This window comes from Actinomadura sp. 7K507, assembly GCF_004348425.1.
Lineage (GTDB): Bacteria > Actinomycetota > Actinomycetes > Streptosporangiales > Streptosporangiaceae > Spirillospora.
The window spans coordinates 1-7,992 of sequence record NZ_SMKK01000330.1 but is presented as its reverse complement, the minus strand read 5'-3'; the positions used below and the strand labels follow the sequence as shown (position 1 = coordinate 7,992).

11 protein-coding genes are annotated in these 7,992 nt (G+C 68.0%); 6 read left to right on the top strand and 5 right to left on the bottom strand.

The features are described from left to right. Positions 1 to 156: 156 nt before the first annotated feature. The 3 genes from E1285_RS41250 to E1285_RS41240 all read right to left on the bottom strand — a co-directional run bounded on the left by E1285_RS41250 (position 157) and on the right by E1285_RS41240 (position 2,982). Positions 157 to 618: a tetratricopeptide repeat protein gene (locus E1285_RS41250; RefSeq protein WP_165966980.1), complete on the bottom strand. Its 462-nt coding sequence runs from the start codon at positions 616 to 618 to the stop codon at positions 157 to 159. Further along, the gene (locus E1285_RS41245) at positions 548 to 1,885 is read right to left on the bottom strand and encodes a radical SAM protein (protein ID WP_132160095.1); all 1,338 of its coding nucleotides are present in this window, start codon (positions 1,883 to 1,885) and stop codon (positions 548 to 550) included. The genes E1285_RS41250 and E1285_RS41245 overlap by 71 nt, the downstream gene beginning before the upstream one ends. Before the next feature lie 515 nt (positions 1,886 to 2,400). After that, the gene (locus tag E1285_RS41240) at positions 2,401 to 2,982 is read right to left on the bottom strand and encodes a TetR/AcrR family transcriptional regulator (protein ID WP_132160093.1); all 582 of its coding nucleotides are present in this window, start codon (positions 2,980 to 2,982) and stop codon (positions 2,401 to 2,403) included. Positions 2,983 to 3,255: 273 nt separating this feature from the next. Between E1285_RS41240 and E1285_RS41235 the strand changes: the two genes are divergently transcribed. From E1285_RS41235 to E1285_RS41225, 3 genes are all read left to right on the top strand, one after another. Further along, positions 3,256 to 4,077 (top strand): sensor histidine kinase, encoded by an 822-nt coding sequence (locus E1285_RS41235; protein WP_243723415.1) that lies wholly within the window; start codon positions 3,256 to 3,258, stop codon positions 4,075 to 4,077. Between the two features lie 81 nt (positions 4,078 to 4,158). Beyond that, positions 4,159 to 4,815, top strand: coding sequence for a hypothetical protein (locus E1285_RS41230; RefSeq protein ID WP_132160090.1), 657 nt, complete (start codon positions 4,159 to 4,161; stop codon positions 4,813 to 4,815). Positions 4,816 to 4,922: 107 nt separating this feature from the next. Continuing rightward, on the top strand, positions 4,923 to 5,681 hold the full coding sequence (locus E1285_RS41225) for a hypothetical protein (RefSeq protein WP_132160088.1): 759 nt from the start codon (positions 4,923 to 4,925) through the stop codon (positions 5,679 to 5,681). Here the strand turns inward: E1285_RS41225 and E1285_RS41220 are convergent. Further along, positions 5,659 to 5,853: a DUF397 domain-containing protein gene (locus E1285_RS41220; RefSeq protein ID WP_132160086.1), complete on the bottom strand. Its 195-nt coding sequence runs from the start codon at positions 5,851 to 5,853 to the stop codon at positions 5,659 to 5,661. The genes E1285_RS41225 and E1285_RS41220 overlap by 23 nt on opposite strands. After that, positions 5,850 to 6,665: a helix-turn-helix transcriptional regulator gene (locus tag E1285_RS41215; RefSeq protein WP_132160084.1), complete on the bottom strand. Its 816-nt coding sequence runs from the start codon at positions 6,663 to 6,665 to the stop codon at positions 5,850 to 5,852. The genes E1285_RS41220 and E1285_RS41215 overlap by 4 nt, the downstream gene beginning before the upstream one ends. A 177-nt stretch (positions 6,666 to 6,842) precedes the next feature. Between E1285_RS41215 and E1285_RS41210 the strand changes: the two genes are divergently transcribed. From E1285_RS41210 to E1285_RS46110, 3 genes are all read left to right on the top strand, one after another. After that, positions 6,843 to 7,193: an ATP-binding protein gene (locus tag E1285_RS41210; RefSeq protein ID WP_165966979.1), complete on the top strand. Its 351-nt coding sequence runs from the start codon at positions 6,843 to 6,845 to the stop codon at positions 7,191 to 7,193. Between the two features lie 120 nt (positions 7,194 to 7,313). Then, positions 7,314 to 7,619 (top strand): hypothetical protein, encoded by a 306-nt coding sequence (locus E1285_RS41205; RefSeq protein ID WP_132160080.1) that lies wholly within the window; start codon positions 7,314 to 7,316, stop codon positions 7,617 to 7,619. Continuing rightward, complete coding sequence (locus E1285_RS46110; RefSeq protein WP_165966978.1) at positions 7,619 to 7,762, top strand: hypothetical protein; 144 nt, start codon at positions 7,619 to 7,621, stop codon at positions 7,760 to 7,762. Before E1285_RS41205 ends, E1285_RS46110 begins: the two co-directional genes overlap by 1 nt. Positions 7,763 to 7,992 lie beyond the last annotated feature (230 nt).

Sequence of the window (7,992 nt, the reverse complement as noted above, 5' to 3'; positions counted from 1 at the left end):
CCCTGGCGGGCCAGCTCGACCGCGCGGCGGCGGAACTCGGGCGGGTGTGGTGAGGGCATGGCGGACATCCTTCCTGATGATCGCCGGTGACCTCAGATCAGATGTCCGTGCTCCGGGGGGAAGCTCACACCGGGGAAACCGGCTCCTCTGGTGCCCTCATCTGCGGTCAAGTGTCGATTCGAGCATGTCGATCAGGCCGACGAACTCGGGGGCGCCGATCGAGCATTCGGTCGGCCGCAACTCCAGTGCCCGGCGAGCCAGTGTGAGCGCCTCCAGCGTCCGGCCCTGCGCATGTCGTGCCAGCGCGAGGTAGTAGTGCGCACCCTCGCAGGTCGGATCGAGGTCACGAGCGCGCAGCATATGTCGGACCGTCGCGGCCGGGTCACCGGCCTGCCATGCGACCACCCCGCAGTTGAAATGCAGGCTCGGGTCCTGCGGCCGGAGCCGGATCGCCGCCTCATAGTCGGCGATGGCCGCCTGCCATTCCTGCTTCGAGGCCCAGATCAGAGCCCGGAAGTACAAGGCCAGCACGTCGTCCGGGCGGGACTCAATGCACTGGTTGAGTTGTCTGAGAGCCTTGTCCTGGTTGGTGAGAGCAATCGCGCTCAGCGCGGTCACGCCAAGGCCCTGGCTTGTCGATGTCAACGATCCTCCCGATGGACTGCTTGTGGTCGGGTTGCAGCGCGAAGAAGTCGGGGAGCAGATCGGCTATGCCGTATTCCTCGGCGAGCCGGCCGGAAAAATGCGAATCGGCCGGGTGCGCGCCGGGCCTGTTGTAGGCCCAGACGTTGACCACGAAATCCGTGGCGGGCAGCGCGTTGCACAGGTCGAGGGTCCGGAGCGCCGCCCCGCGGACGTCCGGGACGGGGCCGCCGAGCAGGACGTAAACGGTGAGGTCGAACCCGAATTCCCGGATCATTCGCGCCGCGCGCAGCGTCCCGCCCCGGCCGTGCCCCTTGCGCATTGCGGCCAGCGAAGCGGTGTCGCCGGACTCGACGCCGAGTTTCAATTCGGTGATTCCGAAGCCGCTGAGCAGCCGCAGGCTCCGTTCCCGCACCAGGTCCACCGAGTACTCGGCCGCGAAGCAGAAGCGTCGGCTCCCTCCGAGTTCGGCGATCGCTTCGGCCAGCGCGCTAAGGCGTCGTTCGTCCGGCAGCAGGATCGCGTCCCCCAAGTCGAGACGGTCCGTTGCCCGCTGTGCCAAATCCAGCGTCACGGCGCGGGGGTCGATTCGCTGGAACGGCTGCCGCGCCGCGTCGCAGAAGGAGCAACGGCGGACGCACCCGGTGGCGGTCATGACGACGTCGTACCGGGAACCCGACTCATCGGCCGCGATGTCAGGAATCAGCGATGGGCCGGTCGCAGCGAGGATCTCGCGCATGGGCCTGCCCAGGATGCGTGCGGCCGCGGCGGCTGCGGGGAGCCCAGCGATAATCTCGTCGAACGACCGCCGCACATCCGGGACCGCGGTCTCCAGGCGGGCTCCCGTGCCGAGCACTCGCAGCCCCGCCCTGCGGAGTATGCGGGCGAGCAGCGCCGCGAACCATCCGTTGCCCAGGTCCACCCACGGTGTGAGGGAGTCACCCGCGGCCAGGACGACGGCGTCAGGTGCACGACCGATGATGATCTCCGCGGCTTCGTAAAGCAGCGGGGACGCACCGGTGACGGCCTGCTCCAGCAACGTCGAACGGGCGAAGAGGTCGCGCCAGGAACAGTGCACCCCGGCGCCCGAGTAATCCAGGTTGAGCACGGCGCAGGATACCCCCGCATCACCGAGGGCGCGCGCGAGATACGCCAACTCCAATGGGCCGCGATCGTTGTGCGATCCCAGAAGCCGGAAGAATGGAGGCTGGACGAGTAGTACGTCGGTCGTTTCCTGGGGCATGGCCAGCCTCTTGGGAATCACGGTCCGGTGAACGCATCGCACACCGCACTCGATGGTCCACCCGTCAGGCGGGTGGCGCAAGCCGTTCCGGAAGACGTTCAAGATCGACTATTTCGACACTGCGCCCTTTTATTTCGGTCAACCGACGTGGGCTATTCTGTGCCACCCTTTTGATCCAAAAATGCCTGGAACGCTACATTTTATTACTCGTAGGCGTCCGCACAAAAGGCGCGGTGGACTGCGTCAGCGGGGCGAGCACCCCGAGGAACGTCGAGACTGGTGTTGATCTCTTCACCCTGTCGACGTGGACGGTCTGCACGAGCCGCCCAGCCCGGCAGGTTTCCGGCACTGGTGACGCCGATGTGGCCGACGACGCGGGCGAACACGGCGAGGTAGATGGGCATGTCGGTGGGGCATGTGGTGGGGGCAGCCCGAGCGAGTGGCGCCGCCGCGCCCGGCGGAGGGTTCTGTGCGGCGGCGCGAGGTGGAGGTGGTCTTCGAATGCCGGCTGGTGCTCAGGGTCTTGGGGCCATTCCGGTGAAGGCCGCGTTGAGGACGCGGTCGATGTAGTCGCGGGTGATGGGTTCCTGGGTGCACAAGAACCGGTAGTACAGGGCGCCCGAGAGCAGATCCATCGCCAGCTCCAGGTCGAAGTCGGAGGCGATCTGCCCCTGGTCCTTGGCGGTCTGGAGGCGGCGCAGAAAGTCGTCGCTCTGCCGCTGGATGAAGCGCTCCTTGTGCCCTGCGGCGACTTTCGGATCGTGCTGGGCCTCGCCGAGGAGGGCCCGGTACAGCGGGGCCCACGGCGGCCCGGTCAGCAGTTCTGTGGCCTTGATCATCACCTCGCGCGTATCGGCCACGATGTCGCCTGTGTCGCGGTGGGCGAGGCCCTCGGTGTTCATGCTGAGGACCGCGTCGAGGAAAAGCATGCCCTTGGACGGCCAGCGGCGGTAGATCGTGTGCTTGCCGACACCGGCCCGGGTCGCGACGGCCTCGATGCTGAGTTTGGCATAGCCCGCCTCTAGGGCCAGGTCGAGTGTGGCCCGCATGATCGCTTCGGTCCGGTCGGCCGAGCGGGCGGCGCGGTGGTCGGTCATGCCGCCCACCGTAGTGGAACGGCACGTGCCGTGTTGACAGCATCCGCCACGTCCGCCACGCTGACCATCAGCAGACCGGCACGGCCCGTGCCGTGTCGGGGTTGGACGGCGGTGAACACGCCGCCTCGCAGAAGGTCCGCCCCGCCCCCCGCTCATGTAGAGGAGATCCCGATGGTCACGAGATACCGTCGAACCCACCGCCGACCACCGCGGCGTCCCACCGGACGACCATCGGCGGCGGGCACCGGTCCGGCCAGTGGAGGGGCCGGGCAGATGACGGGGCCCGTGGGTGGTCCGAGACCCGAGCCCCCCGGCCGTCCGGACGCGTACGGCGACGACCCGGCGGCGGTGCGAGAACGCTCACGCCTCGCGCTGGAGTTGCACGACACCGTCGCGCACCACATGTCCCTGACCCTCGTGCGGGCCGAAGGGGCGCTGCGCACCGTCCCCGACCTGCCGGATGCGGCGAGGCAGGCGCTTGAGGCGGTGCGGGACGGCGCACGCGCGGCGCTCACCGACACGCGCCGCATCGTCGGGCTGCTGCGCGGCGGCGACGAGGGCGCCGGACAGCCCGGCCTCGACCGGCTCGGTGAGCTGGTCGGTGCCGCCGGTGGCGCGGGGCTGATGGTGTCGAGCGCCGTCGCCGGAACGCCGCGCCCGCTGCCCGGCACCGTGGACCTGGCGTCGTTCCGGATCGTCCAGGAGTCGCTCAGCAACGCCATCCGGTACGCGCCGGGCGCGCACGTGACCGTCGAGATCCGCTATGGGCCCGGTGCGCTCAGGCTGTCGATCGCCGACGACGGCGCCCGGACCGTGCCCAAGGCTTCGCCCGGCGGCGGCCATGGCCTGGCCGGCATGCGCGAGCGCGCCCGCGTGCTCGGCGGCACCGTCCAGGCGGGTCCGCGGGCGGGCTCGGGCTGGTCCGTCGTCGCCGAACTGCCGTGGGAGGAGCACGTCCCCGGCTGTGGGCGCCCTGCTCGGGGCGAGGGTCGCGCGACGGTCCCCCGCCGCCCGGACGGACGGCGCCACCCGGCCGGGCACCGCGCCGCCGGACCGGGGTCTGGCCGGGCTGTGGTTCGGGGAGGCGGCGGCTAGTGGTGATGGTCTACCGTGAGCGCCTGGCTTCGGCTAGTCACCAGCGTCGCCAGAGCATGCGGATCGCAGGGGGGAAGGGTCATGGAACGCACCCTGCTGTGGACTGTCCCCTTGGGCCTTCTGCTGGTCGTGCTCGCAGAGTGGGCTTTGCTGGCGAACCCTGGAGGACGGCTCGTCGGGCTGGTCCTGCTTTCTGTACTGCTGGGGTTCATCGGCGTGTTCACGCTGGCGCCGGTCACCCTCGCGGCCGGTGCCGTGGCCGACCGGTGGGGCATCGCGGCGGCGGTGGTCCTGGTCGGGGCGTGCCTGTCGGCAGGAGTGCTGGCGATCATCGGCTCGATCGAGCGCGCCAAGCCCGGATACGTCTGGAAGTACGGCGAGCCGGCCAGCGTCGCCATTCCCCACGACTGGACCTGCACCATGTCCGGCTACACATGTGCGGGCCATTGGACGTTGGACGGAAAGACGGTGCGCGGTGGGGTCACCATGTCCCGGGCCGAGCACCGCACCCTCCGCTCGACGACGGCGGCGGCAGACAACGCATACCACTTTGACGCGCGCGTCTTGGGCAATCGTGCCAGCACCGCCGGACTGCATGTGCAGCCCGCGAGTTCCGTGACGCTGGGCAGGGTCCCCGAATGGACGGGGTGGACGGCGGGTGCGGTCGGGCTGGGCGCCGTCCTGTTCGCGATCGTCTTCCCCCGGCGAACGTCCGGGACGGTTTCCGAAGCGCTGTAAGCGGCCGACCGTCCAGCGCCCGGTGCGAGACCCCACAGACCTGTTCTCACTCACGGGTCAGCCTGCTGACGCCCCGAATGCTCGCTCACCCCTGCACAATGGTCGGCATGCGCAGGTCGGATCGTTGGGCGTTCGCCGTCCTAGGGGTCGGCGTCGCGGCGACCTTGGGCGGCGTTCAACTGGCGGGCATGCTAGACGACCCGTCCACGCCCCTGGCGTCCGAGTACGAGTTCTGCCCCGAGCGTCCCGGCGGCGGAGCACGGTCCGATACCCGGTACGGGGAGAGGGGCGAGCCTTATCGAGGTGACGGCCCGCATCCGGTGGCGCTCAACCTGCGGTATGCCCAGGTCGGGAACGTGGACGTCCCCGACCAGTGGAAGTCGGGCGAGGGCGGCGCTCCCCCTGGCCCCCAGCTGGTCGCCTGCGTCTACCAGGACACCACCGTTCCACAGAAGGAAATTCGCGAATGCCTGTACTGGCATTCCCTGGGCACTCCGGTCGACCCTGACCATGCGACGAAAGTCTCGCTGCTGAAGGCCTCGTACGTCGTCCATCTGTACGAGGCCGAGAGCGCCGAGCCGGTCGGCCGGATCGACGCGCCGGGCGCCGAATCATGCCCGGCGGTCTACAAGGCGGACTCCGGCGGCACCATCTTCAAGAACCCGATACCGAGAAACTCCAGGCGGCCCTGCGCCCCCACATCGAGCGCTCCATCACGGCATGACGCCGCCGCGACGCCCGGAACGTCTTCCCACGCGTCGCACCCCACAAATGGAGGTACAGCGGCGCTGACCGGGTGGGGGGTGCCGGAGCGCGTTCAAAGGTCAGGCCGGACGGGACGGGTTAGCGGGCCGGGTGCCGCTTGACCTGCTCGATCAGACCGGCGAACTCCGCAACGGACAAGGTGAGATGTCCCCCGCCCGGGTCCTTGCTGTCCCGCACCCCAATCCCGGCCCCTGGCGCAAGTCGTCCCAGCTCAACGCACACGTCGTCGTTCGCGGAGCCACTGTACGAACTCTTGCGCCACTGGACGGTCATGTGCAGCTCTCCAAGTACTTCTTGATCAGTTTGCGCGAGGCGTCCTGAGAGTCTGCCTTTGCGCCGATACGTTCGAAACTATCAACAACGTCCTTGATCTCGTTGGGCATCTCGATCAAGCGTCCGCCTCCGTGGGCGCCCGCGTAGGCGATGTCGCGGTCGTGGAGACCGATGAGCTGGAAGAATCCGTCTGAACCCTCATGCTCCCCGGCCGAGAACGGAACGATCCGAAGGATCACGTTCCAACGGTCACCCATTTCGAGAAGGTGTTCGAGCTGAGGTTTCATGACCTCGGCTCCTCCGACACGTCGCGCGAGTACAGCCTCGTCCAGAAGAGCCCAGATGTACGGCGGGTCCTCTCGTTCCAAAATGGCCCGCTTTCGCGCGATCCGTCCGGCAAGGACTGCCTCGCGGTCCTTCGCCGTACTCAGCCGACCGTACCGCCGCGTGTAGTCATCGGTCTGGAGCAGCAACGGAATCAACTGCCCGTGGAAGACCTTGATCTCGGCCGCCTGACGCTCGTACTGGCTGTACTGCTTAAACCAGTTCGGGTCGTGCGCCATGCGGGCGTACCACAGCAGCAACTCGAAGAGCCCGCCAGTCTCGAATTTCACGTCGAGGCGCCGCGCGTAGTCAACCTGGAGCTTCGCCCGCCCGGCTTCGACGTTTGAAACACTCGATCGAGCCATCCCGATGATCTTCCCCCACTGGGCCAGCGACAGCCCCTCCTTCTCCCGCATAAATCGCAGGTAGTAGGCCAGGAAGTGCCACATCGAGATCTTGGGGTCGAGGGGTTCTCGGACGATCTTCACCGGACCTCCGTGTTTTGAATTTTTATTGATACAGGCGAGATTAACGCCCGCGCGTGATCCTTGCCACAGGAAATCGGAACCTCGGGCAAGGACAGGACGATGGCGATGACGGCGACCGAAGAGTCGGTCATGCCCCTTTTGGGCACACCGGCCGCAGTGGGGCTAGCACGCACTTTCGTGGATACACGAATCCGCAAATGGGACTATTTCCACATTCTCGACAGCGCGCTTCTCGTCGTCTCGGAACTCGTCACCAACGCGGCCCGCCAGACGACGCACGAGGAGATCCGCCTCCAGCTCAGCCGGGACCCCTACGGGATCATCATCGCCGTCTGGGACAGGGACCACGAGCTGCCCAGAGCCAAGCCGATGACAGAACTCACCCTCGAAGACCTCGACCTCTCCGAGGAGGCGTTCGACGACAACGGCGGCTGGGGTCTCCACATCATCCAAGCCCTGTCCGCCAAGTGCGGAGTCACCGCCGACCCGGCCGGCGGCAAGTGGATCTGGACGCGGATGCACCCGTAGCGGCCTGCGCGCCCACTGTCGCGAGCCCGAGCACCCAGCACCCAGCACCCCTGGACGGCTTCACACGCGCGCCCCGCACCGGCAGTCCAAGCAAGACCCTCGACGGGAGGTAGCACGACGATGACCATTGATCATCTGACGGCCATGAGCGGGCGGCGCCCGTTCCTGACCGCTCTCGATGAGGCAGTGCGCGAGCGTGGCGGGATGTCGTGCGGCATCGTCCCCCGCAGCGGCACACCCGTCCTGCACGTGATCAACACCGAGTTGCCAAGCCGGTTCACGGAGATCAGCGCCGACTTCATCGGTGGCGCTTGGGTGTTCACCTGGGCTGGCACCAGCGACACGATCAGCGCCGCCAACGCCCCGGCCATTGCCGCCCACGCGATCGCGCGAACGGTTGGGGCTCACCTCGGACTCCGTCCGTGATGGGAAGCGAGTTCGCGCAGATCGTGCGGCTGCTCCTCCTGTTCGGGGCGGTGTGCCTCCTCTTCGGAGCCATGGCGGGTTACCTGCTGGGACCGGACCTGGTGCACCTGACCCGGCGACTGCTCCGGAGGCTGCGCCGATGACCTCGATCACGCCCGCTGAAGTGGCCGCCGACCTTGCGAGTCTTTCTTGTCATGCGAGCCGCGTTGCCAGGGCGGGTTGGGGCATCACGTGTCGGCCGGTGCGCGAGGTCGAGCGCCTCAGCGTCCGGAAGGCGTGTGCGGCGATCTGCGCGAGCTGATGACGCCTCCGGCCCCTGACGGCCTCGTCCGGGGGTTCTCGCGGGCTCCGGTCAGCGGGGCGGGGTGAGGTG

What these genes read in the sequence shown, in the direction of transcription:
- E1285_RS41205 (WP_132160080.1), top strand. Translation starts at nt 7,314, where the DNA reads ATGACCATTGATCATCTGACGGCCATGAGCGGGCGGCGCCCGTTCCTG.
- E1285_RS41225 (WP_132160088.1), top strand. Translation starts at nt 4,923, where the DNA reads ATGCGCAGGTCGGATCGTTGGGCGTTCGCCGTCCTAGGGGTCGGCGTC.
- E1285_RS46110 (WP_165966978.1), top strand. Translation starts at nt 7,619, where the DNA reads ATGGGAAGCGAGTTCGCGCAGATCGTGCGGCTGCTCCTCCTGTTCGGG.
- E1285_RS41220 (WP_132160086.1), bottom strand. Translation starts at nt 5,853, where the DNA reads ATGACCGTCCAGTGGCGCAAGAGTTCGTACAGTGGCTCCGCGAACGAC.
- E1285_RS41245 (WP_132160095.1), bottom strand. Translation starts at nt 1,885, where the DNA reads ATGCCCCAGGAAACGACCGACGTACTACTCGTCCAGCCTCCATTCTTC.
- E1285_RS41235 (WP_243723415.1), top strand. Translation starts at nt 3,256, where the DNA reads ATGACGGGGCCCGTGGGTGGTCCGAGACCCGAGCCCCCCGGCCGTCCG.
- E1285_RS41240 (WP_132160093.1), bottom strand. Translation starts at nt 2,982, where the DNA reads ATGACCGACCACCGCGCCGCCCGCTCGGCCGACCGGACCGAAGCGATC.
- E1285_RS41230 (WP_132160090.1), top strand. Translation starts at nt 4,159, where the DNA reads ATGGAACGCACCCTGCTGTGGACTGTCCCCTTGGGCCTTCTGCTGGTC.